Origin of the sequence: Stenotrophomonas sp. SXG-1 (assembly GCF_014083965.1) — a bacterium.
Taxonomy (GTDB): Bacteria; Pseudomonadota; Gammaproteobacteria; order Xanthomonadales; family Xanthomonadaceae; genus Stenotrophomonas; species Stenotrophomonas geniculata.
Genome location: NZ_CP046588.1, coordinates 2116880 through 2140421 on the forward strand (window position 1 = coordinate 2116880; position 23542 = coordinate 2140421).

At 67.7% G+C, this 23542-nt stretch carries 20 protein-coding genes; all 20 read right to left on the reverse strand.

Annotation, left to right across the window (positions count from 1 at the left end):
• Positions 1-114: 114 nt before the first annotated feature.
• A complete protein-coding gene (locus tag GOC52_RS09740) occupies positions 115-888 on the reverse strand; it encodes a flagellar brake protein (protein WP_049437805.1) in 774 nt (257 codons plus the stop codon).
• A 158-nt stretch (positions 889-1046) separates the two neighbouring features.
• On the reverse strand, positions 1047-3296 hold the full coding sequence (locus GOC52_RS09745; protein WP_191851285.1) for a methyl-accepting chemotaxis protein: 2250 nt from the start codon (positions 3294-3296) through the stop codon (positions 1047-1049).
• Positions 3297-3654: 358 nt separating this feature from the next.
• Complete coding sequence (locus GOC52_RS09750) at positions 3655-5646, reverse strand: chemotaxis protein CheA (protein WP_191851287.1); 1992 nt, start codon at positions 5644-5646, stop codon at positions 3655-3657.
• Positions 5647-5691: 45 nt separating this feature from the next.
• Positions 5692-6057, reverse strand: coding sequence for a response regulator (locus GOC52_RS09755; protein ID WP_005409521.1), 366 nt, complete (start codon positions 6055-6057; stop codon positions 5692-5694).
• The gene (locus GOC52_RS09760; RefSeq protein WP_014037092.1) at positions 6054-6362 is read right to left on the reverse strand and encodes an STAS domain-containing protein; all 309 of its coding nucleotides are present in this window, start codon (positions 6360-6362) and stop codon (positions 6054-6056) included. The genes GOC52_RS09755 and GOC52_RS09760 overlap by 4 nt, the downstream gene beginning before the upstream one ends.
• Before the next feature lie 292 nt (positions 6363-6654).
• Positions 6655-7734, reverse strand: a complete 1080-nt coding sequence (locus GOC52_RS09765) for a chemotaxis protein CheW (RefSeq protein WP_191851289.1) — start codon at positions 7732-7734, stop codon at positions 6655-6657.
• Entirely contained in the window at positions 7731-8513 is a 783-nt protein-coding gene (locus GOC52_RS09770) for a ParA family protein (protein ID WP_019338560.1), read from the reverse strand. Before GOC52_RS09770 ends, GOC52_RS09765 begins: the two co-directional genes overlap by 4 nt.
• A gap of 4 nt (positions 8514-8517) precedes the next feature.
• Entirely contained in the window at positions 8518-9534 is a 1017-nt protein-coding gene (gene motD / locus GOC52_RS09775) for a flagellar motor protein MotD (protein ID WP_049434715.1), read from the reverse strand.
• Between the two features lies 1 nt (position 9535).
• Positions 9536-10276 (reverse strand): flagellar motor protein, encoded by a 741-nt coding sequence (locus GOC52_RS09780; protein ID WP_010482457.1) that lies wholly within the window; start codon positions 10274-10276, stop codon positions 9536-9538.
• 101 nt (positions 10277-10377) lie between these two features.
• Positions 10378-12210 carry a chemotaxis protein CheA gene (locus tag GOC52_RS09785; protein WP_053442967.1) on the reverse strand — a complete coding sequence of 611 codons (1833 nt, stop codon included), beginning with the start codon at positions 12208-12210 and terminating at the stop codon, positions 10378-10380.
• Between the two features lie 2 nt (positions 12211-12212).
• Complete coding sequence (locus tag GOC52_RS09790) at positions 12213-12818, reverse strand: protein phosphatase CheZ (protein WP_010482455.1); 606 nt, start codon at positions 12816-12818, stop codon at positions 12213-12215.
• Positions 12818-13210, reverse strand: a complete 393-nt coding sequence (gene cheY, locus GOC52_RS09795) for a chemotaxis response regulator CheY (protein ID WP_006365466.1) — start codon at positions 13208-13210, stop codon at positions 12818-12820. Before cheY ends, GOC52_RS09790 begins: the two co-directional genes overlap by 1 nt.
• A 57-nt stretch (positions 13211-13267) precedes the next feature.
• The gene (locus GOC52_RS09800; protein WP_010482450.1) at positions 13268-14011 is read right to left on the reverse strand and encodes an RNA polymerase sigma factor FliA; all 744 of its coding nucleotides are present in this window, start codon (positions 14009-14011) and stop codon (positions 13268-13270) included.
• Positions 14008-14895, reverse strand: coding sequence for a MinD/ParA family ATP-binding protein (locus tag GOC52_RS09805; protein ID WP_010482449.1), 888 nt, complete (start codon positions 14893-14895; stop codon positions 14008-14010). The genes GOC52_RS09800 and GOC52_RS09805 overlap by 4 nt, the downstream gene beginning before the upstream one ends.
• Positions 14882-16510 carry a flagellar biosynthesis protein FlhF gene (flhF, locus tag GOC52_RS09810; protein ID WP_029379820.1) on the reverse strand — a complete coding sequence of 543 codons (1629 nt, stop codon included), beginning with the start codon at positions 16508-16510 and terminating at the stop codon, positions 14882-14884. The genes GOC52_RS09805 and flhF overlap by 14 nt, the downstream gene beginning before the upstream one ends.
• A gap of 145 nt (positions 16511-16655) precedes the next feature.
• Positions 16656-18716 carry a flagellar biosynthesis protein FlhA gene (gene flhA / locus GOC52_RS09815; RefSeq protein WP_171955051.1) on the reverse strand — a complete coding sequence of 687 codons (2061 nt, stop codon included), beginning with the start codon at positions 18714-18716 and terminating at the stop codon, positions 16656-16658.
• Positions 18717-18760: 44 nt separating this feature from the next.
• Positions 18761-19891 (reverse strand): flagellar biosynthesis protein FlhB, encoded by a 1131-nt coding sequence (flhB, locus tag GOC52_RS09820; RefSeq protein ID WP_191851291.1) that lies wholly within the window; start codon positions 19889-19891, stop codon positions 18761-18763.
• A 158-nt stretch (positions 19892-20049) separates the two neighbouring features.
• Positions 20050-22185, reverse strand: a complete 2136-nt coding sequence (locus GOC52_RS09825) for a putative bifunctional diguanylate cyclase/phosphodiesterase (RefSeq protein ID WP_191851293.1) — start codon at positions 22183-22185, stop codon at positions 20050-20052.
• Between the two features lie 275 nt (positions 22186-22460).
• On the reverse strand, positions 22461-23252 hold the full coding sequence (gene fliR / locus GOC52_RS09830; protein ID WP_049454599.1) for a flagellar biosynthetic protein FliR: 792 nt from the start codon (positions 23250-23252) through the stop codon (positions 22461-22463).
• A 13-nt stretch (positions 23253-23265) separates the two neighbouring features.
• Positions 23266-23535 carry a flagellar biosynthetic protein FliQ gene (locus GOC52_RS09835; RefSeq protein ID WP_005413254.1) on the reverse strand — a complete coding sequence of 90 codons (270 nt, stop codon included), beginning with the start codon at positions 23533-23535 and terminating at the stop codon, positions 23266-23268.
• Positions 23536-23542 lie beyond the last annotated feature (7 nt).

A 23542-nucleotide genomic window follows, 5' to 3' on the forward strand; every position in this document is an offset into this window, starting at 1 on the left:
CGGAAGTCCCGGTGTCAGGCTCGATATCGGCCCCTCGTCGGGGGACTTTAGGTGTGGGCCCCGCGTTGTCGCGAGGTTGCCGGCCAGCGGCCGGCACTACCGGTTGGACGAGCCCTACAGCTCGCCGTTGCGGCGCGCCTTGCGCTGGCGGTCGATGCGGAAGATATAGCGTTGGATGGCGCTGTCGGCGCCACGTGGCAGGATGTCGAAGCGCATGCCCACGCGCTTGATTTCGATGCCGTTGGGTTGGCGCTGCGGCAGCAGGTTGCAGACGACCAGCTCGATCTCCAGGTCCGGGCCGTCGGGCAGCGACAGCACCGCCGGGTAGCGCTTCTGCAGGCTGAACACCGCGCAGTCGGTAGGCACGGCCACCGCCAGGCCGCCACCACTGATGTCCACCACCCGCATCGACAGCGCTTCGGCGCGGCTCTCGCCGGCGGGGATCAGCAGCTGGGGCGAATCGGTGACGGGCGTCTCCAGCCGGTACATCTCACGTCGTTGCAGATGGACCAGCTCGTCCGGCAGAGGGGCGCGGAAGGCGACGTGGCCGTCGTTGTCCACACGCTGCAGTGCCTGCAGGCGGAACCGCACCAGCACGCGTTCGAGCTGGGCGAAGCACAGCAGATGATCGGCCTGTTCGGCGGCGCGGTTGGACGCCTCCTGCGGGCTGCCATCGAGCAGCAGGGTGTCTTCATCCTCGTCGAGCTCAAGCAGCGCGGTCGGGAACGAGCGGTCGCGGCCGTCGATATGCGCATTGATCAGTGATCGCTGGTCGATCAGCGATCGCAGCAGCTGCCGCAGCTGGCGCGGATTGCGGACCAGGAAACGTTCGTCAGCGGCATCAGCCGCGTGGACATCATGCACTGCAGTGTCGTTGCCGTCGGACATGGAATCTACGGTCAGGGGCGGGCGCCAGCACGCGTTGGCGCGAGGCTCGATGGGGATATCGGCCACTGTGCCGGATTATGAAGTGAGAATTGCATCACTTTCCGTGCGTCCGGGGTCGGATCCCCTTCCCGAAGGAAAGGGATCCGACCCCGGTTATATCAGAACTCCTGCCAGTCGCCGTCTGCGGCCAGCGCCGGCTGGGCTGTCGCGGTGCGCAGCGTACGCGCCGGGACCGGCTTTGCGGCCGGTGCGGCGGCTGCAACCTGGCGCGGTACCGGTGCCGCCAGCGGGCGTGCCGGGATGGCCGTCGTGCCCTGTGATGCCAGCCGGAAGCGGGCCACGGCTTCACCCAGCTGCACGGCCTGGTCTTCCATTGCACGCGCGGCGGCGGTGGCTTCCTCCACCAGCGCGGCGTTCTGCTGGGTGGTTTCGTCCATCTGCACCACGGTCTGGTTGACCTGCTCAATGCCGGCCGACTGTTCCTGCGAAGCAGCGGAAATCTCGGCCATGATGTCGGTCACGCGCTGCACCGAGGCCACGATCTCGCCCATGGTGCTGCCGGCCTGGTGGACCAGGCTGGAGCCCTCGGCAACCTTGCCGACCGAATCATCGATCAGGCCCTTGATCTCCTTGGCGGCAGCCGCCGAGCGCTGGGCGAGGGTGCGCACTTCGCTGGCGACCACGGCGAAGCCGCGGCCCTGTTCACCGGCACGCGCGGCTTCCACGGCGGCATTCAGCGCCAGGATGTTGGTCTGGAACGCAATGCCGTCGATGACGCTGATGATCTCGGCGATCTTCTTCGACGAGGCTTCGATGGCCGACATGGTGGTGACCACTTGGCCGACGACTTCACCGCCCTGCGAGGCGACGCCATGGGCACCGATGGCGAGCTGGTTGGCCTGGCGGGCGTGCTCGGCGTTCTGACGCACAGTGGAGGTCAGTTCCTCCATTGACGCCGCGGTCTCTTCCAGGTTGGCGGCCTGCTGCTCGGTACGGCGCGACAGGTCGCTGTTGCCCGATGCAATCTCACCGGCGGCCAGGGTGATGCTGCCAGCGCTGGCCTGGATCTGGCCGACGATCTGGGTCAGCTGGGTGACGGTGGTGTTGGCGTCGTCACGCATGCGCGCGAACACGCCGTTGAACTGGCCGTCCATGCGTGCGGTCAGGTCGCCGGCGGCGATCGACTGCAGCAGCTGCGAGAGCTGGCCGAGGTTGCCGTCAGCCACCTGCATCATGGTGTTGAGGTGCTCGATCATCACGCGGAAATCGTGATCGAAACGCTGCGCATCACCGCGCTGGCTGAAGTCGCCGGCGGCGGCGGCCGAGGCCAGCTGCTGGATCTGCGTGTTGATGGCCAGCAGGCTCGCCTTGGCCGCATCCATCGACTCGTGCAGGATCGCGCGGCTGCCCGGCAGGCGGCGTGCGTCCGGGGTCAGATTGCCGGTGGCGTACTGGTTGAGTACTTCAATGGCATCGACGATTGCATCGAGGTGTTCGAAGATCACCGTGTTGATGCCGTTGGCCAGCTGGCCATAGACGCCCGGGAAGTCTTCGGGAATGCGGTGGCTGATGTCCGGGCCGGCATGCATCTGGGCCATCAGCTGGGTCTGCTCGCTGAAGCGGCGCAGCATCGCGGTCATCTCCGCGGTGGCGGCCAGCATCTTGCCGGCCTCGTCCTTGCTGGTGGCCTGGGTGCTGACGCTGAGGTCGCCGCGGGAAACTGCCTGGATGGCATGCACGGCCTTGCCCAGCGGACCGGTGACCGCACGCGAGATGACGATGGCCAGCGCGGCGGCCACCAGTGACAGCAGTACGATGCAGCCGATGATGGCGATCATGCTGTTGCGATGGGTGGCGTTGGCGTCGGCGATCTTGCCGTCCATCTGCCCGGCGATGTGGGTGCCCAGTGCCTTCATTGCAGCGAACAGGTCGCGACGTGCCGGGCGCGACTGCTCGTCGGAGATCTGCTGCGCCAGGGCGCCGTCACCGGCGGTCACGGCGTCGCGCATCGCCTTGTTGGCGGCGAAGTAGCGATCCAGCTGCGTTCTGGCCGCGCGATAGAGTTCGCGCTCCTTCTCCAGCGCCGGCAGCGCCGAGTACGCCGCCAGTTCGTCATGCACGGCTTTGGCGGTGTCGTCCATGCGCTTGTTGTAGTCGGCGACCTTCTCCGGCTGGTCCAGCATGCTCAGCTGGGCCAGTTCGTAGGTACGGAACTCACCGAGCTGCGAGCGCGCCTCGCCCAGGTGCTGGACGGAGGGGATATCGTTGCCGGCCATCTCGCGCAGCTGCGCGTTGGCTTCGCTCAGGCGCAGCAGGGCGAACGCGCCGAGGACCAGGGTCATCAACGTGGTGAGGGTGAACCCCACGGCCAGCTTGCGGGCGATGGGCAGATCTTGGAACCACTTCATGCAGGGTGCTCCAGGTGGGCAGAGTGCTGGCGTCTGTGCGCCGGTTTGGGGGTGGTTGCAGAGCGAACGGTGGTGCCCGGTGGGGGTTCGGTGACGGCCGTCAAAGCGAAATAGCGGCGCAGTCCGGATGGACTTTATGGACGCAGATCACATTCGGTTGCGTAGGGATGACGGCGCGAAAGTGCCGCCGTGGCGGGGCTTGCGCTGGTGTGACGTAGTTGCGCGCGAAACCGTCGCGTTGACGGAGTTCACGGAATGCAGGGCGCAGTGGGTTGGGGGCAGATCCCTTGGCAGGGCGCGCACAGACGAAAACCGCCGCCCGGAAGGGCGGCGGTCCAGTACACGCCTGCAACGTAGATCAGGCGGCCTGCGGCATCCGCAGCGAACGCACCAGCCCGCCGATGTCGACGATCAGGGCCACGCGGCCATCGCCGAGGATGGTGGCACCGGACACCCCGCCGATGCGGCGGTAGTTGTTCTCGATGTTCTTCACCACGACCTGTTGCTGGCCGACCAGTTCGTCCACTTCCAGCGCGATCTTCTGGCCATCGCCTTCGACCACCACCACCAGCGATTCGCTGCCCGGCGCACGGTTGCCGTAGCCGTAGTATTCGCTCAGCGACAGGATCGGCAGGTACTCGCCACGTACGCGCAGCACGCGGCCTTCGCCGGCCATGCTGCGGATGTCCTCGGCCTGCGGCTGCAGGGCCTCAAGCACATAGGCCAGCGGCAGGATCAGGGTTTCGCCCGCGACTGCCACGGTCATGCCATCGAGGATGGCCAGGGTCAGCGGCAGGCGGATCAGCGTGCGGGTGCCGTTACCAAGGCTGCTTTCGATCTGCACCTCGCCACCCAGCGCCTGGATGTTGCGGCGGACCACATCCATGCCGACGCCACGGCCGGACAGGTCGGTGACTGCATCGGCGGTGGAGAAACCAGGCTGGAAGATCAGGTCCCAGACCTGCGAATCGGTAGGGTTGTCCGGCACTGCCAGGCCGCGTTCGTGGGCTTTGGCCAGGATCTTGGTGCGGTCCAGGCCGCGGCCGTCGTCGCTGACTTCGATGACGATGTGGCCGCCCTGATGCGAGGCTGCCAGGGTGATGGTGCCGGTTTCGTCCTTGCCCGCGCCGCGACGCACGTCCGGCATCTCCAGGCCGTGGTCGATCGAGTTGCGCACCAGGTGCACCAGCGGGTCGGCGATCTTTTCGATCAGGCCCTTGTCCAGCTCCGTGCCTTCACCGACGGTGCGCAGGCGGACCTGCTTGCCAAGGCGGCTGGACAGGTCGCGGACCAGGCGCGGGAAGCGGCGGAACACCGCATCGACCGGCAGCATGCGCACGCCGATCACGGCTTCCTGCAGGTCGCGGGTGTTGCGTTCCAGCTGGTCCAGGCCGGCGAACAGGCTCTCGGCGTGGACCGGGTCCAGTGCGTGCGAGACCTGCTTGAGCATGGCCTGGGTGATGACCAGTTCGCCGACCAGGTTGATCAGCGCATCGACCTTGTCGACGCTGACTCGGATCGAGGTTTCGGCTTCCTGGCTGGCGCCGCCGCTGGTGGCGGGCGCAGCAGGCGCCGCCGGTACGACGGCAGCCGGTGTGGAAGGGGCGGTTGCAATGGGCGCCTGTGTAGCCAGGCTCGGCGGTGCGGCCGGACGGATGTCCAGTTCGCAGTCGTCCAGTACCCAGGCGAAGGTGTCTTCGATCTTGCTGCGCGGCACCTTGCCGACCAGGCCCAGATCCCACGCCAGATGGGCCTCGAGCGGGTCGAGCTGGGCGAAGCCCGGCAGGCGTTCCATGCGCGCGGCGACCTGCAGCGAACCGAGATGCTCCAGTTCGCGGATGATGCGCAGCGGGTCGTTGCCGCTCATGAACAGCGACGGTGCCGGGGTGAAGCCGATCTGCCAGGCTTCCGGCGTATCGTCCACCTTGGCCGCGACGGCAGCGGGGGCGCTCGGTGCGGCCTGGCCGGAAAGGACCGCTTCCAGGCGCGCCTTCACCGCAGCGACTGCAGCCGGATCGGCAGCCTGGCCGTGTTCGGCTTCGCGAAGCAGGGCGCGCAGCACGTCCACCGAGGACAGCATGGCGTCGACCGCGTGGCCTTCCAGCGCCCGCTTGCCGGCACGCAGTTCATCGAGCAGCGTTTCCAGCACGTGGGTCAGGCCGGCGATCGTATCGAAGCCGAAGGTGCCGGCGCCGCCCTTGATCGAGTGGGCGGCGCGGAACACCGAATTGATGATCTCCGCGTCCTGCTGCCCCGATTCCAGGGCCAGCAGGCCAGCCTCCATCGCGTCGAGGCCTTCGCGGCTCTCCTCGAAGAAGGTGGCGTGGAAGCGTTGCAGGTCCATGCTCATGGCAGTGGTGGTCCGGAAGCGAAGAGGGGGAGCGGTGGCGGGCGATCAGCCCAGCACTTTCTGCACGGTGGCGACCAGCTGTTCGGGATTGAACGGCTTGACCAGCCAGCCGGTGGCGCCGGCGGCCTTGCCTTCGGACTTCTTGTCGGCGGCCGATTCGGTGGTCAGCATCAGCAGCGGGGTGAACTTGTAGTCCGGCAGCTGGCGCAGTTCACGGATCAGCGCGATGCCGTCCATGTTCGGCATGTTGACGTCGGTGACCACCGCATTGAAGCGCTGGCCCTTGGCACGACCGAGCGCGACCGCGCCGTCTTCAGCTTCTTCGACGGCAAAACCGGCCGAGGTGAGGGCGAAGGACACCATCTGGCGCATCGACGCCGAATCGTCCACCACCAAGATACGTGCGCTCATGCAGCGTTCTCCACAGATTTCAGGTTGTCATGGGTTACGTCCAGGCCCAGGGCCTGGGTGACGCCCAGCAGGCGCGCGGCGTCACGGAAGGTTGCGGTGCAACCGTGGAAGCCGGTGCCGAGACCTGCCTCGCGGCGGGCCTGCACGAACGCACACAGCACCTGCACGGCGGCCGTGTGGATGCGGGCGACCTGGCTTGCATCCAGGGTCAGCTCGCCTGCCTGCGCCACCAATGGGGCGAGGCGGTTCTTGAGCTCAGTGGTGCTCTCGATGCCGAGATCCCCACCCAGTTCGACAGTGCTCATCGTTGCTCCGGACAAACGGTTCCGTGATCCATAACGGCACCCCGGCGGGGTTCTTTAGGGGAATCGACGCGGTGCGCCGATGCGGTGTTGTTCGGGGGCGGGAGATGCCAATGCTGCGCATCGGCACCTGCCGTCCCCGCTGCGTAGGCGCCGTTGCTGATGGAGGCGGATGCGACTTAATCCCCTCCGTCCCCTTTTTAATGGCGACGGCGCAGTGGGGACGTAAGGTGTTGATCCAACGGATCAATTCCTTGCGTCCCCGACAGGCAACGCGTCGGCGCAAAGCGCCGACTCAGCTCAACAGCCGCGTGGCATCCAGCAGGATCATCGGGCGCTGGCTGACCCGGGCGACGCCACGGAACAGGTCGTTGGAGATCTGGCAGATGCGCGCCGTATCGGGCGGTTCGATCTGCGAATCGGTGAGGTTGGCGACATCTTCCACCGCCGACACGCGCAGGCCGATGGTCTCGCCGTCTTCTTCCAGGACCACGATGCGGGTCTGTGAGTCGTCTTCAGCGGCCGCCGCGCCGAGGTGCAGGCCGAGATCCATCACCGGTACCACCTGGCCGCGCAGGTTCATGATGCCGAGCATGGCTGGCGCGGTGCCGCGCAACGGCAGCAGCGGCACCGGCAGCACCACTTCCTGCACCTTCAGCAGTTCCAGTGCATAGGCCTGGGTGCCGCAGCGCAGGCGCAGCCAGCGCGAGGTGCGCTCGCCGGCGCGTCGGTTCTGCGGATGCGGACTGCTGGCGGGCCGATGTGCCTGTGCCTGCAGTTCCTGCCAGCTGTTCGGACGGTTGCCTGCTGGTGCGTCCACGGCCACGCGCGGTGGCGGCGCGGCATCGGTGCGTGCCGCTGGAGCGGGTGCTGCGACTACGGCCGGTGGCAGCGCAGGAACGTCCTCACCGCCTGCTGCGGCCTCGAATGCAGCCTGCAGGCCGGGGCTGTCGGTGTGGGCGAGGCGATGGCTGTCGGCCGTATCGGTCTCGTAGATCACTTCGTCCGGCAGGTCGTCCCAGGTGGGTTCCGGACCTGCCTTGGCGGCGGTCGGAGCAGGGGGCGTCTCGTGGATCACCTCGTCAGGCAGGTCATCCCAGGTTGGTTCGCGCTCGGGAGCGGCGACAGGCGTTGCGGCGGCCTCGAAAGCGGCTTCCAGTGCTGCGTTGTCCTCTGCCGGGGCAGCAGCAACAGTCTCCGTTTCGTAGATCACTTCGGCCGGAAGATCGTCCCAGGTCGGCTCGCGTTCGGCGTCCGCTGCAATCGCCGGGCACGCTTCGTCGCTGGCCGGCGGCGGTGCAGCCGGTGGCGCCACGGCGATCGCTTCGCCCAGCAGTTCGTCCAGATAGTCGTCCAGTACGCCGGTGCTGTTCATGCGGCCTGCTCCAGGGCGCGGGCATCCTCGCCGAGGATCCAGTTGAGGGCGCGGCGGTAGGCAGCCAGGCCGCGGCCCGGGTAGTCCTCACCAACGCTTGGCAGGGTCAGGCCGGCGGCGTTGCTGATGCGGGTGTCGATGGGAATGGCGTCTTCCCAAACGCGGGTGCCGTGACGATCCTGCATCGTGCGCAGCGATTCGTTGCCGGCGCGGGTGCGGCGGTCGAACAGGGTGGGCAGAATCGAGATCGGCAGCGGGCGGCGGCGCGAGCGCTCGACCATCTCGCCGGTGCGGACCATCCCCTCCAGGCCATGCAGAGCCAGCGGCTCGGCCTGGGTGGGAATGATCAGGCGGTCGGCCGCGGCCAGTGCGTTGATCATCAACAGACCGAGGGTGGGTGCGCAGTCCAGCAGGATGTAGTCGTGCTGCCCCTGATGGCGGGCAAGCGCGTTCTGTAGGGCCAGGCCGAGGCCGGGCTGGTTGGCGCTGCGGCGTTCCAATGTGGCCAGCGCGGATTGTGCACAGACATAGTCCAGGCCGTGGATGCTGCTGGCATGGCACAGGCTGGAAAGATCGGCCGGCGGTGCGCCGAACAGTTCCAGCACGCCGGCCGGCGGCGGATCGACCGGCACGCCGAAGGCGCGGCTGAGCGAGGCGTGCGGATCGAGGTCGATCAGCAGCACGCGATGGCCAAGCGCGGCCAGGCCACGGCCGAGGGCGAGGGTGGTGGTGGTCTTGCCGACTCCGCCCTTCTGGTTGGCGACTGCCCAGATGCGCATCGGTTTACTCCTTCATTGCCGGGGGAACGGCGGCGCCGACGCGGCTGCCAGCCGGCACCGGCGGCAACTTCACCGGTGCGATGGGGGAGGTGGGGGCGGTAGCCGGAGTTGCCGCGGCTTGCTCGGTGTCGGTGCTTTGGGTGGCACCGGTGGCTGCGTTCAGGCGCTGGCCGAGCGGGTCCACCGAATGCGAGGTGTCGGCCAGGATGATGACCATCACCCGACGGTTGCGGTTGCGGCCCTGCGCGCTGTCGTTCTCTTCGCGCGGGCGGAACTGGCCGTAGCCGACCATCGCCAGCCGCGACGGTTGCACGCCCTGGTCGGCGAACAGGTGCACCACGCTGGCCGCGCGGCCGGCCGACAGTTCCCAGTTTGAAGGGAAGGTGGCGGTAGCAATCGGTACATTGTCGGTGTGCCCTTCCACGCGCACGCTGTTGGGCACGTCACGCAGCACCTCGGCCAGGCTGGCCAGGGTCTGCCGTGCATGCACGTCCAGCGCGGCCGAGCCGGTGGGGAACAGGATGTCGCTGTTGATCTCGACTTCGATCCACAGCTCGGTGCGGCGCACGCTGATCATGCCGCGGTCGATCAACGGCGCCAGTGCAGCGGTAAGGCGGTCGGCGATGCTGTTTAGCTGGCGCTCGGCGCGCGCGATCTGCTCCTGGTTGTGCACCGACACCGGCATGCGCATCTGCGAGGCCATCGATGGCAGCAGGGTCGGGTCGTGCGACGGTGCAGGCGCTGAGGGTCCGATCTTGGTGCCGGACTTGATCACCGAGGGGCTGTCCCAGCCGCCCCCCTGCACCTGTTTGTTACCCACCTGCACCGGATTGATGGTGCGCGGTGCGCCGCCGAAGGCATCGGTCAGCGCGTCGGCCATGATCCGATACTTGCCCTCGTTGACCGAGGAAATCGCGTACATGACCACGAAAAAGGCGAGCAGCAGCGTCATCAGGTCGGCATAGGGAATCGCCCATGCTTCGTGGTTGGCGTGCTCTTCGTGGTGCTTGCGGCGGGCCATGTCAGTGCAGGAAGCCGGAAAGGTTGGTTTCGATGTTGCGCGGGTTCTCGCCCTGGGCGATCGAAATCAGGCCTTCGATGACCATTTCGCGATCGCGGGTGTTGTGCGAGATCACACTCTTGAGCTTGGCGGCCACCGGCAGGAACAGCAGGTTGGCCGAGGCGATGCCGTAGATGGTGGCGGTGAACGCGGCAGCGATGCCGTGGCCCAGCTTGCTCGGGTCGGCCAGGTTCTTCATCACCGCGATCAGGCCGAGCACGGCGCCGATGATGCCCAGCGTGGGCGCGTAGATGCCCATCGCCTCGAATACCTTGGCACCGGCCTGGTCCTGGTGTTCCTGGCTGCCCAGTTCGATTTCCAGCATGTGCCGCATCGATTCGGGCTCGACGCCGTCCACCAGCAGCTGCAGGCCCTTGCGCAGGAACGGGTCCTGCTGCGCTTCCACCTGCGATTCAAGGCCCAGCAGGCCCTGGCGACGGGCGATGTTGCTCCACTCGACGATCTGCTGGATCAGTTCGCGGCGATCGCTGTGCGGCGGGCGCACGACCCACCGCACGATCTTGAACGCATGCTTGAACACCGCCGGCGAGGTATGCAGCAGGATCGCGGCGACGGTGCCGACGATGACGATCACGAACGCCGCAGGCGACCACAACGACGCCAGGCCGGCGCCCTTGAGGATGCTGCCACCGACCAGCGAGGCCAGGGCGAGAAAGAGTCCAATGAGGCTGAGTCTATCCATGGTTCCGGTATCGGCGTGTATGAATGGGACTTGAGACACCGGTAGATCGCGTACAGACGGTAGTCACAGTTTTCGGGTCGCCGGGCGACGCCCGGCGGGGGTCATCGCAGTCCGTCCACGTCCAGGATCAAGGCCATGCGACCATCGCCGATCAAGGTTGCACCTGCATAACCACGCAGGCCGCGCAGGGCTTTCGGCAGCGGCTTGATGACCACTTCCTCGCGCCCGCGCACCTGGTCCACGACCAGCCCGAAGCGCGCTTCGCCGGCCTGCAGCACCACGATGGTCAGCAGGGGCGAGGCGGCCGGCGTCACATCCAGCCACTGGCGGAGATCGACCAGCGGCAGGGTGTGCGAGCGGCGGTCGAGCACGGCACGGCCATCGAACCAGCCCAGCGACGTGCGCGGTGCGTGCAGCACTTCCATCACGCGCGCCAGCGGCAGCGCGTAGACGTCCTCACCGGCCTGCACCAGCAGGGTCGGCAGGATCGCCAGGGTCAGCGGCACGCGGATCAGGAAGCGGCTGCCACGGCCCAGCTCCGACTGGATCTGGATCTGGCCGCTCAGTTCGCGGATGCGTGACTGCACCACGTCCATGCCGACGCCGCGGCCGGAGATGTCGGTGACCTGCTGCTTGGTCGAGAAGCCGGGCAGGAACACCAGGTGCAGGCATTCCTCGCTGCTCAGGCGCGCAGCGGCTTCCGGATCGATCAGGCCCTTCTCGCGTGCCTTGGCACGCAGCTTTTCGGGGTCGATGCCGGCGCCATCGTCCTGCACCTCGATGCTGACGTAGTCACCTTCCTGCTGCGCCGAAAGCCGCACGTGGCCCATCCGCGGCTTGCCCTGCGCCTCGCGCAGGTCGGGCATTTCCACGCCATGGTCGATGGCGTTGCGGACCAGGTGCACCAGCGGGTCGGCCAGCGCTTCGACCAGGTTGCGGTCGAGCTCGGTCTCGGCGCCGATCAGTTCCAGGTCCACTTCCTTCTTCAGCGAGCGGGCGACGTCGCGGGCCACCTTGGGGAAGCGGGAGAAGACCTTGCCCACCGGCTGCATGCGGGTACGCATCACCGCCGACTGCAGGCGGGCCGTGGCGATGTCCAGTGTGGACACGGCGCGGTCCAATTCTTCATCGCGCAGGCGTGCACGCAGGGTCTTGAGCCGATTGCGTGACAGCACCAGTTCGCCGATCAGGTTGACGATCGCGTCCAGGCGCTTGGTGTCTACGCGTACGGTGTGTTCGGCCTCGGCCAACGGCTTGGCGGCCGGCTTTGCCACCGGTGCCGGTGCGGCGACCGGGCGCGGGGCTGCAACCGGCGCCGGTGCCACGGCGGCAACAGGCTTGGTGCCCGGTGCGGCGCCACCGTGCAGCTGGTCGAGCAGGGCTTCGAACTCGTCTTCGCTGATCAGTCCGTCGTCGGCTTTCTTCGCTGGTGCGACCGCGGTCGGCGCGTTGCCACCATGCAGCTGGTCGAGCAGGGCCTCGAATTCGTCGTCGGTGATCAGGTCGCTGCCACCCGCGGCGGGTGCTGCGGCGGCGGCGGGTGCCGCCACGGCACCGCCGTGCACGTCGAACTGGGCGATCAAGTCCGGCGGCGCATAGCCCGGCTCGGTGCCGGAGGAAACTGCATCCAGCATCGACTGCAGGTAGTCCAGCGATTGCTGGGCCGCGTCGAAGTGATGGGCCTGCAGCACCGCCTGGCCGGCACGCGCGGCGCCCAGCGCTTCTTCAGCGGCATGGCACAGCTCCACCATGGCGGTGACGCCGAGGAAGCCGGCGCCGCCCTTGAGCGTGTGATAGCCGCGGAACACCGCGTTGAGCTGATCGCTGTCCTGCGGTGCCTGCTCCAGCGACACCAGCTGTTCGCCGAGGCGATCCAGGATTTCCTGTGCCTCGATGATGAAATCGGCAGTGATGTCGTCGGATACCGCGCTCATGCTTACAGCCCCAGATCCGACAACAGGTCGTCGGCGTCGTTCTGCGAGACCGCGTGGCGGTCCAGTCCCTTCAGTGCCGGCCCGGCCAGTTCCGGGTCGGTGCGATGCTGTTCCGGTGGCAGGCCGAGTGCGCCGAAGCCTTCGTGCACGCGGCGGACGATGCCCACCACGCGACGGATGATCTGCCCGGTCAGGTCCTGGTAGCTCTGGGTCAGGGCGATCTCGGTCAGGTTGTGGCGGATGCGCTCGAGCTGCGCGTCCTGGCCCGGCTGCAGGCCTTCGGCGCGCAGCTGTTCGGTCAGGCTGCGGCATTCCTCGGCCAGGTCCAGGGTGCGGTGCGTGGCCTGCTCGGTCATCGCCACCACGTGGTCCAGGCGCGCGCAGGCATCGTCCAGTTCCCCGGCTTCGCTCGGCACGGTCGGCAGTTCACCCAGCGCCTGCCCCAGTTCGCGGGCCAGCCGCGAGAGCCCACTCATCATCGGCTGCGTGCGCAGCGCGACCAGTCCGTCGATGCGCTGCCGCCAGGCGGCTTCGTCACCGGACTCGAGTGCGTCCAGGGCCTCCTGCAGGCGCAGGGCGAGGGCGCTCTTGTCGACCGTGGTATCCATCAGGCGCTGGCCGCCAGGCGTTCGAAGATCTTGCCGAGCTTCTCTTCCAGCGTCTGCGCGGTGAACGGCTTGATGATGTAGCCGTTCACGCCGCTCTGGGCGGCTTCGATGATCTGTTCACGCTTGGCTTCTGCGGTGACCATCAGCACCGGCAGGGTCTTCAGCTTGGCATCGGCACGGATCGCCTTGAGCAGCTCGATGCCGGTCATCACCGGCATGTTCCAGTCGGTGACCACGAAATCGAACGGCTGGCTCTGCAGCAGCGACAGCGCGGCATGCCCGTCCTCGGCTTCGGCGGTATTGGTGAAGCCCAGATCGCCCAGCAGGTTCTTGACGATTCGACGCATGGTCGAGAAGTCGTCGACGATCAGGATGCGCATGTTCTTGTTCAAAGCAGAATTCCTTTGTTGTTCATTCCGGACGGCCGGGGGCAGCCGCCTCGGGGATGTTCATTCTTCGAGGCCGGCGTCGGCGGCCTCGAACAGCTTCAGCCGGCCACGCAGGCGCAGTACCGCCTGGCCGTGGATCTGGCAGACCCGCGACTCGCTCACGCCGAGCACCGCGCCGATCTCCTTCAGGTTCAGTTCCTGCTCGTAGTACAGCGAGAGCACCAGCTGTTCGCGCTCGGGCAGGTGGCCGATGGCCTTGCCCAGCTCGCGGCCGAACTCGCCCCGCTCCAGCACCTGCTGCGGGGTCGGGCCGCCCTGGGCCACGGTGTCCAGCTCGCCCTGGTCCTCGATGCGCGATTCAAGACTCAGCACCTGGCCACGGGCAGCGTCTTCCATCAGCCGCAGGTACTCGGGCAATGGCATCTCCATCGCGGCGGCCACTTCGGTGGCGCTGGCGGCACGGCCACTGCTCTGTTCCAGGCGGCGGATGGTGGCGGCGGCATCACGTGCACGGCGGTGCACCGAGCGCGGCACCCAGTCGCCACGGCGGATCTCATCGATCATCGAACCGCGGATGCGGATCGAGGCATAGGTCTCGAACGAAGCCCCCTGGTCGGCGTCATAGCTGCGCGAGGCTTCGATCAGTCCCATCATGCCGGCCTGGATCAGGTCGTCGACCTCGACGCTCGCCGGCAGGCGTGCGGCCAGGTGGTGGGCGATGCGCCGCACCAGGTCCGAATGCTGGGCGATGACCTCGTTGGCCGCCGTGCGCTGGACTTCCCGGTACTGGGCTGCGCCTTTCATGCGGCCACCCCGCGCTGCTTGAGAATACGCTCGAGGAAGAACTCAACGCCGCCGCGCGGTTCGGTCGGCGCCTGCCAGCGTGCGGTACGGCGGGCAATCTCGGTGATCGCCAACGCGGCCGGGCTGGACGGGTAGGCCTTTACCACTGGCTGCTGGCGCTGCACCGACAGGCGCAGCCAATCATCCTGCGGCACACAGCCCAGATAGTTCAGCGAGACATCGGCGAGGAATTTCTCGCAGACCCGGGTCAGCTTTTCGTACAGCACGCGGCCCTCGTTGGGGTCGCGCACCATGTTGGCCACCACCTGGATGCGGTCCACGCCGCGCTCGCGCGACAGCACCTTGATCAGCGCATAGGCGTCGGTGATCGAGGCCGGCTCGTCACAGACCACCACCACGGTGTCCTGCGCGGCCTGGCAGAAGGTCAGCACGCCATCGGTGATGCCGGCGGCGGTGTCCACCACCATGATGTCCAGTTCGCGTTCCAGTTCGGAGAACACGTTGACCAGGCCGACGTGCTCGGCCGGGGCCAGCTCGGCCATGTGCCGGCGACCGGACGCGGCCGGAACCACCAGCACGCCGTTCGGGCCTTCGACGATGACGTCATCCAGCGTGCAGCGGCCGGCGACCAGATCGGCCAGGGTAAAGGTGGGGTTCAGGCCCAGGATCACGTCGATGTTGGCAAGGCCAAGGTCGGCGTCCAGCAGCAGCGTGCGCTTGCCCATGCCGGCCAGCGCCACGGCCAGGTTGGCCGAAACGTTGGTCTTGCCCACGCCGCCCTTGCCGCCAGTGACGGCAATGGTGCGCACAGGGCCGAGCGGCTCGCTGCGGGTGGCCGACAGCGGGAAGGTCTTGGTCAGCTTGGCGTACTCACGCGACGGCATGGTTCAACTCCGGGTTGCAGGGCATATCGGCCGCGCGGCGCAAATCTTCAAGGCGAAGTACGAGATTGGCCGCACTGGCCCGGTGCAGGTCCTCCGGAACGTCCTGGCCATCGGTCACCCAGGTGATCGGCAGGGCATGGTCCACGGCCACCGACAGGGCGTTGCCGAAGCGGCCGGTCTCGTCCAGCTTGCTCAGCACCAGACCCTGCAGGTTGGCGGCGCCGAAGCGGCGGACCACCTCGTCCATGTCGCCGAAGCTGGTATTGGCCGGCAGCACCAGCAGGGTGCGCACCTGGCGGGCGGCACGCAGCCACTGCAGCTGGGCGGCCAGCGCGCGGTCGCGCGGGCCCAGGCCGGCGGTGTCGATCAGCACCAGCTTGTAGTCCTTCAGGCGTTCCAGCAGCTGGTCCAGGTCGGTGCCACTGTTGGCCTCGTGCACCGCGATGCCGAGCTGGCGGCCGTAACCGTACAGCTGCTCGCGGGCACCGATGCGGGTGGTGTCGGTGGTGACCAGGGCCACATCACGCGGCGCGTGCTTCTCGGCGAAGCGCGAGGCCAGCTTGGCGATGGTGGTGGTCTTGCCGGCGCCGGTCGGGCCCACCAGGGCGATCACACCGCCTTCTTCCAGCGGGTCGACCGGGGCGATCGGCAGCTTGCGCGAAATCAGCCCCAGCATCAGGCCGCGGCCACGGTGGGCTTCGGTCTCCAGCGGGATCTGCATGGCCACGTCGCGGGCCAGGCCGGCGTCGAAACCGTACTCGTCCATCAGGTCCAGCGCGGTGGCGCGCACCGGGCAGCCACGCAGGCGCTCGTCGGTGAAGCGGTTCATCTCGCGCTCGATCACCTGGCGCATGCCGGCCACTTCCTGGCGCAGCTGGCGGATCTCGGCGTCGTCCTGGGCGACCACGGTCAGCACCGGGGCCGGGGCGAGGGTGGGCTCCGGCGAGGTTTCGATGACGGCGTCGGCCACTGCCGGTTCGCTGGCGGCGATCTCCGGCTGTGCTTCGGTCGGAGCCGCGCCCGGCAGCGGCGGCGGCTGCACGGCGGGGGCCGCGCTTTCGTGATGCATCTCGTGCGGCGGGTCGACCTGGAAGCGGGCACGGTTGGCTGGCGCGCTGGCGGCCGGTGCCGATGCCGGTGCAACGATGGCCTCGGCGAACGGGGCGAAGATCTGTTCGGGCAGCGCCGGTTCGTTGACGGCAGCGCGGGCCAGGGTCGCGGCGAAGCCGGTGCTGCCGCGGGTCGGCACGATCTCGTCGGCGCTGTCCAGGGTACGGCCGGTGGCACCGACCGCGGCGCGGGCGAGGGCGGCCACGGCCGAGGTGGTCGCGGCAACCGGTTCCGGAGCGGGGGTGTTGCTGCGACGGCGGGTGACTGCGGCAATGACGGCATCGGCGGCGGTGCGCGGCTTGGGTGCCGGCGGCGGTGCCACGTCACGGCGCGAGGCTTCCAGTGCACGCTGCACGGCGCTCTCGTCATAGTTCGCGGCGGCGACGATCTCGATGCCTTCCTCGATCCGGCGGTTGGACAGGATCACGGCGTCAGGACCATGTTCCTTGCGCACCAGGTTCATGGCCGAGCGCATGTCGGCGGCGACGAATCGTTTGATTTTCATGCTGTGGTCACGGGACGAAGACGGCGGGGTGGCGGTCGGAGAACTCGGGTGGTCGGTGGTCTGCACGGTGCGGGTTCCCCTTGGTGTCTGTCTGTTGCGTTGGTTCGAAAGTGGTGTCTGTTTTCTGGCGCATCGGAGGGCGGCGTCAGCTGATCGTTCCGACCAGCTTCAGGCGCTTGTCCTCCGGCACCTCGCTGTAGGCCAGGACCGACAGCGACGGGACGCTGTGGCGGACCAGGCGCGCCAGCGCGGCGCGCACCGGGCCCGGTACCAGCACGACCGCCGGCTCGTTTCGCGCTTCCTGCTTGCTGACACATTCGGCCAGGCTCTGGTGCAGTCGCTCTGCGAGTCCGGGTTCCAGCGCGGCGCCGTTGCCCTGCGTGGACTCCTGCAAGACACGTTCCAATTGCGGGTTGAGGGTGAACACCGGCAGCTCCGCCGACATTCCGGCGATCTCCTGCACGATGAAGCGGCCCAGTGCGGTGCGCACCGCGGCGGTCAGCACGGCCGGGTCCTGGCTGCTGGGCGCATGTTCGACCAGTGCCTCGGCGATCTTGCGCAGCTGGCGGATCGGAATGCGCTCGACCAGCAGGTTCTGCAGCACGCGCACCACCGCCGACAGCGGCAGCGCCTTCGGCGTCAGATCTTCGACGAGCTTGGGCGCGCTCTTGGCCAGGTTGGCCAGCAGGTGCTGCACTTCCTCATGGCCGAGCAGCTCGGGTGCGTGTTCGCGGATCAGGTGCGACAGATGGGTGGCGACCACGGTGGCCGGGTCGACCACCGTGTAGCCCAGCGTTTCGGCCTGGGCGCGCTGGTGCGGCTGGATCCAGGTGGCATCCAGGCCGAACGCGGGATCCTTGCCGGCAATGCCCTCCAGTGCGCCGAGCGCGCTGCCCGGGTCCAGGGCCAGTTCCCGGTCGGGGTGGATCTCGGCGGTGGCCACCGGCACGCCGTGCACCAGCACGCGATAGCCGTTGGCCGGCAGTTCCAGGTTGTCGCGGATGTGCACCGACGGGATCAGGAAGCCGACGTCCTGGGTCAGCTTGCGGCGCACGCCCTTGATGCGCGCCATCAGTTCGCCGCCCTGGTTGGCGTCCACCAGCGGGATCAACCGATAGCCGACCTCCAGGCCCAGTGGATCGACCGGGCGCAGCTCGTCCCAGCTCAGTTCGGCGGTGGGCGCCGGTGCGGCCGGGCGACCCAGTGCGTTGAGCGCGGCGGCGTCATTGCCTGCGGCTGCCGGGTCGGTGGCCGCGGCCTTGCCCTTGCGGTAGACCTTCCAGGCGATGAAGCCGAGGATCGCGGACAGCGTCAGGAAAGCGACGTTGGGCATGCCCGGCACCAGGCCGACCACGCCGATGATGCCGGCGGTGATCGCCAGCGCACGGTACTGGCCGAACACCTGGCCGGTCATGGCCTGGGCCATGTCCTGCGAGCGCGAGGCGCGGGTGACCAGCATCGCCACCGCGCTGGAGACCAGCAGCGCCGGCAGCTGCGCCACCAGGCCGTCACCGATGGAGAGCAGGGTGTAGGTGGCGGCGGCGTCGCCGAACGGCATGCCATGCTGGAGCACGCCTACGGCCAGGCCGCCAAGCATGTTGATGAACAGGATCAGGATGCCGGCGATGGCGTCGCCGCGGATGAACTTGCTGGCGCCGTCCATTGCGCCGTAGAAGTCGGCTTCCTCGCGGACTTCTTCACGGCGCAGCTTGGCTTCTTCACGCGTCAGCAAACCGGCGTTGAGGTCGGCGTCGATCGCCATCTGCTTGCCGGGCATCGCGTCCAGGATGAAGCGCGCGGTCACTTCCGAGACGCGGCCGGCGCCCTTGGTGATCACCACGAAGTTGATGATGGTGAGGATCGCGAACACCACGATGCCGACCGCGTAGTTGCCGCCGATCACGAATTCGCCGAAGGCGGCGATCACCTTGCCGGCCGCATCGTGGCCGTTCTGGCCGTTGAGCAGGATGACGCGGGTGGAGGCTACGTTCAGCGCCAGCCGCAGCATGGTGGTGATCAGCAGCACGATCGGGAAGATGGTGAAGTCCAGCGGGCGCTTCACGTAGACCACCGCCAGCAGCACCATCAGCGAGATGGCGATGTTGAAGGTGAACAGCGCATCAAGCACCGGTGCGGCCAGCGGGACCACAACCATGGCCAGCAGGGCCAGCACGATCAGCGGCGCGCCAAGGCCCTGGCGGATCATTTCCAGAGCGCGGCGGGTGTTGAAACCGGTGGAGGGCTGGGCGCTCACGGGCGGCCTCCCTTGCCGAATTCATCCACCTGGATGTGCGGGGCGTCCGGCATCGGGCCAGTGCGCCAGGCGCGCAGCTGGTAGACGTAGGACAGGACCTGGGCGACGGCCGAATACAGTCTCACGGGGATTTCCTTTCCGAGTTGGCCTTCCCGATACAAGGCGCGTGCCAAAGGCGGGGCGGAGACGATCGCGACCTTGTTGCCGTCGGCCACTTCACGGATGCGCAGGGCGGTCTCGTCCACGCCCAGCGCGACCACGGTCGGGGCGTTCATGGCACCACCTTCGTACTTCAGGGCCACCGCGTAGTGGGTGGGGTTGACCACCACCACGTCGGCGGTGGGTACCGCCTCCATCATCCGGCGGTTGGCCATCTGCTGCTGCAGCTGGCGGATGCGGCCCTTCACCTCGGGGCTGCCCTCGCTTTCCTTCATTTCCCGGCGCAGCTCTTCACGGGTCATCTTCAGCTTGCGCATCCAGTTCCAGCGCTGGTACGGCGCGTCGATGGCGGCCAGCACCAGCATCGCACCGGCGGTGGCCAGCAGCAGGCGCAGGGTGAAGCCGAGGCCGTCGGTGATGGCGGTCTCCAGCGGGTGGTGGATCAGCCCGCGCAGGGTGTCGAAGCCGGTGCAGACCACCATCCCGGCAGCGACACCGACGAAGGCCACGCGCAGCAGCGATTTGGTGAACTCGGCGATGGCCTCCGGGCCATACAGGCGCTTGAGCCCGCTCATCGGGTTCATGCGGTTGATGTCGGGCAGCAACGCCTTCTGCGACCAGCGCAGGCCCCCCATCACCAGAGGTGCGACGAAACTGGCCAGCAGGCAGACCAGCACCAGCGGCGCGATCACCAGCATGAACTGCAGCAGCAGGTCGCCGAAGTGGCCGAACAGTTCCTTCGGGTTCTGCCGCAGGCTCTGTTCCGGGCTGAGCGCCTGCTTCATCCAGGCCGTGGCGCCGCGGCCGATCGAGCCGCTCATGGCCATCACCGCCAGTACGCCGGCACCGAACACGGCGGCGGTGCCGAGTTCGCGCGAGCGCGGCAGGTTGCCCTGTTCACGGGCGTCGCGCAGGCGTTTTTCGGTGGGTTGTTCGGTCTTTTCGCCGGCGGATTCGTTCTCGGACATCACAGGCACTGCGGCAGGGGTTGCCGGGGTGGATGCAAGAACTGTTCCGTGATGGGGTGTTGCCTATCCACGCACGGCGTGGACCTATTTGCAGAGCCGAGCCCATGCTCGGCTATGTTTGGATTGGTTGCGAAGAGCAGCCGAGCGCAGGCTCGGCTCTACAGGGGAGCGTTGTCGCTGGGCGGCGGGCTCTGCGCCAGTTCCACCCGTGGCCGCGGCAGGTCGTGCAGCTGCATGAAGCGGGCGGCGTCCACCGGCCGGCCCAGCAGGTAGCCCTGCAGGTAATCGCAGCCCAGGCGCTCCAGGTAGGCGCGCTGCGCGGCGGTTTCCACGCCTTCGGCCACGATGTCCATGTCCAGCGCGTGGCCCAGCGCTACGATGGCCGAGACGATCACCACGTCTTCGGCGCTGTGTTCCAGGTCGCGCACGAACGCATGGTCGATCTTGATCTCGGTGGCCGGCAGCCGCTTCAGGTACAGCAGGCTGGAATACCCGGTTCCGAAATCATCGATGGAGATGCCCACGCCCAGCGCCGACAAGGCCTGCAGCAGGCGAAGGCTGGTATCGGTATCGCGCATGACCGTGCTTTCGGTGATCTCCAGCACCAGGTGGCGCGGGGCAATGTCATAGCGTTCGATCACTTCACGCACATCCTGCAGCAGGTGCGGCGAACTGAACTGCACCGGCGACAGGTTCACCGACATTGACCAGCCTTCATGCCCGGCGTCGCGCCAGCGCCGCAGTTGCTGGCAGGCCTGGTCCAGTGCCCAGCGACCGATCTCGTTGATCGCGCCGCTGCGTTCGGCCAGGCGGATGAAGCGGTCCGGTGGGATCAGCCCGTGCTCCGGGTGCTTCCAGCGGATCAGTGCTTCGGCACCGGCCACCTTCTGCGTGGCCACGCGGATCTTCGGCTGATAGTGCAGGAACAGCTGCTCGCTGCCGATCGCACGGCGCAGGTCGGCCAGCAGCCGGAACTGTTGTTCGGCGCTGTCATTCATCCAGTCGGCGAACAGCACGAAGGCGTTGCGTCCGGATTCCTTGGCCTGGTACATCGCTGCATCGGCGAAGGCCATCAGCTGCCGCTCGCTGGCAGCGTGGTCCGGGCAGATCGCCACGCCGATGCTGGCGGTCACCTGCAGTTCGTTGTCGGCCAGCAACGGCCCGCTGCCTACCGCCTGCAGGATGCGGCGGGCCAGGGTCGGAAGGTCCTCGTCGTGCTCGATGCGCACCACCAGAACGAATTCGTCCCCGCCCAGACGGGCCAGCATGTCGTGGGGGCGCAGCAGCTGGCGCGTACGTTCGGCCACCGCCACCAGCAGTGCATCACCGGCCTGATGGCCATAGGCATCGTTGACCTGCTTGAAGCCATCCAGGTCCATGAACATCACCGCGAAACGGCTGCCGCCCTGTTCGGCCTCGGCCAGTGCCTGCACGATCCGACGCTGCAGCAGCAGGCGGTTGGGCAAGCGGGTGAGCGGGTCGTGTAGCGCGGCCTGGGTCAGTTCCTGCTGCGCGTCGGTGAGCGAGGTGCTCAACAGGGAATTGCGCAGGCGCAGCAGCTGCGCCTCCACCCGCTGGTCCAGCCAGGACACCACCAGCACCACGGCCAGGATCGCCACGGTGAGCATCACCACCAGCATGGCCAGCCATTCGCTCTGCAGTCCATCGCCCACCGCCGCACCGCAGATGCTGCCTTCCGGGAACCGCGCGGCGGCCATGCCGGTGTAGTGCATGCCGACAATGGCCAGCCCGAGCAGGCCGGCAGCGGCCAGCCGGTCGCCGACACGGGTGCGCTGCGCACGCAGGCGGAATGCAACGTACAGGGCCGTCCACGAAGCAGCGACCGCCACCATCAGCGAAAACAGCAGCCAGCCCGGGTCGTAGTCGATGCCCGGCTGCATGCGCATTGCGGCCATGCCAACGTAATGCATGCCGGCGATACCGGTACCCATCAAGAGTGCGCCGCCAGCCAGGCGCGGATGCGGCAGGGTGCGCAGCGAGACCAGCCACAGTGCGAACACTGACGAGGCGATGGCCAGGGCCAGGGAGAGCAGGGTGATGGGCAGGTCGTAGCCGAGCGGAATGGGCAGGTCGAAGGCGAGCATGCCGATGAAATGCATCGACCAGATGCCCAGGCCCATGGCGAAGCCACCACCGAGGCGCCACCACCACGCCGCGCCCTTGCCGGGGGCGGTGACCGTGCGCCCGGCCATTGCCAGCGCAGTGTACGAAGCCATCACGGCAACCAGCAGCGAGATCGCCACCAGCCACGGGTTGTACGTGCCTACCAGCATTCGTCAGTCTCCCGGACCTGCCTGTCGACGGAAACCACGGTGGGGCATGCATGAGGCAGGCCGACGCAGGGCGGCGGCCACGTGCGGCATCCCCCCGGTTGCCGCGCATTCACTCTAACGCGCGGACCCGGGGGAAGGGCAAGCAGTAAAACGTGAAATTGCGCCCCTGTAGAGCCGAGCCCATGCTCGGCTGCCGCTCCTGCCGAAGACAGCCGAGCATGGGCTCGGCTCTACAGAAACAAAGGCATGGCAAGCAGTAAAACGTGATGATCAGTTCAGTGTGTGACCGCGTCCGCAGCCTGGATGGCGGCGTCGAACAGGCGCTGTACCGGCGGGCCCATTTCCCCGGCCAGCAACGCCAGCAGGAACAGGCCCAGCAGCAGTGAGACCGGCAGGCCCAGCTGGATCGGGTTCAGTGCCGGGGCCGCACGGGCCAGCACGCCGAACGCCAGATTCACTGCCAGCATCGCCACGGTCAGCGGGATCGCCAGGGTCAATGCGCCGCGCAGTACGGTCAGCAGGAAGGTCGGGGCGATGCTGAAGAAGGCGTGCGGGTCGGGCAGCGGCGCGCCGATCGGCAGCGCCCGGTAGCTGTCCACCACCAGTGAGATCAGCGCCAGGTGCCCGTTGGCGGTGAAGAACAGCAGGCCGAACAGCAGATAGAACCACTGGCCGATCACGCCCGAGGTGCCGCCACGCAGTGGGTCACTCATCTGCGCGAAGGCCAGGCCGGTGCCCTGGGCAATCAGTTCGCCGGCCATCGCCCCGGCCTCGAACACCAGCCGTAGCAGGAAGCCGATGGACACGCCGATGGCCAGTTCGCGGGCGATGGTGAGCACGGTGGCGGCATCAAAGCCCGTCCATTCCGGTACCGGCGGCAGCAGCGGCGCCAGCGCGATGGCCAGGGTCCCGGCCAGCACGACGCGCACCCGCGCGGGAACGGCACGGGTGCCGACCATCGGCATGGCCATGGCCACGGCACCGATGCGCAGCATGGTCCACAGCACGGTGCCGATCATGCCGAAGGCCTGCAGGCCGTCGGCTGCCATCTGGGTGGCGGCGTCCATCGAAGCGTGTGTCCTAGCCGATCAGGTGTGGAATGCGCTGGAACAGCAGCGTGGTGAACTCCACCAGGTGGCCGATCAGCAGGCTGCCCAGCGCGAACAGCACCGCGGTCAGCGCCGCCGCCTTGGCAACGAAGGCGATGGTCGGTTCATTGAGCTGGGTCGCGGCCTGCACCACGCCCACCACCACGCCCACCACCAGCACGGTGAGCAGCAGCGGGCCAGCCACCCACAATACGGTGATCAGGCCGCCACGCAGTTCGGTCAAGGCAAGTTCGGGAGACATTCGGATT